Annotated in this window: 1 protein-coding gene; it reads left to right on the forward strand. The window is 65.1% G+C overall.

The window, feature by feature from the left end:
* The coding region (locus WT97_RS21405; protein WP_060354363.1) for a hydrolase at positions 1-539 on the forward strand (539 nt) is incomplete at both ends.

Genomic DNA, 539 nt, shown 5'->3' on the forward strand with positions numbered 1-539 from the left:
ATCGACCAGCAGCCGCAGATGGCGTTCGGCGTGCAGTCGATCGATCGCCAGACGCTGAAGAACAACGTCGTCGGGCTCGCGAAGGCCGCGAAGGTCTTCAACATCCCGACCACGATCACGACGGTCGAAAGCGACAGCTTCTCGGGCCACACCTATCCCGAGCTGCTCGACGTGTTCCCGAACCAGAAGACGCTCGAACGCACGTCGATGAATTCGTGGGACGACCAGAAGGTGCGCGACGCGCTGGCCGCGAACGGCCGCAAGAAGGTGGTCGTGTCGGGCCTGTGGACCGAAGTCTGCAATACGACGTTCGCGCTGTGCGCGATGCTCGAAGGCGACTACGAGATCTACATGGTCGCCGACGCATCGGGCGGCACGACGCAAGCCGCGCACGACTTCGCGATGCAGCGCATGGTGCAGGCCGGCGTGGTGCCGGTCACGTGGCAGCAGGTGATGCTCGAATGGCAGCGCGACTGGGCGCGCCGCGACTCGTACGACGCGGTGATGGCGATCGCGAAGGAGCATTCGGGCGCGTACGG

Origin of the sequence: Burkholderia sp. MSMB1459WGS (genome assembly GCF_001534535.1) — a bacterium.
Lineage (GTDB): Bacteria > Pseudomonadota > Gammaproteobacteria > Burkholderiales > Burkholderiaceae > Burkholderia.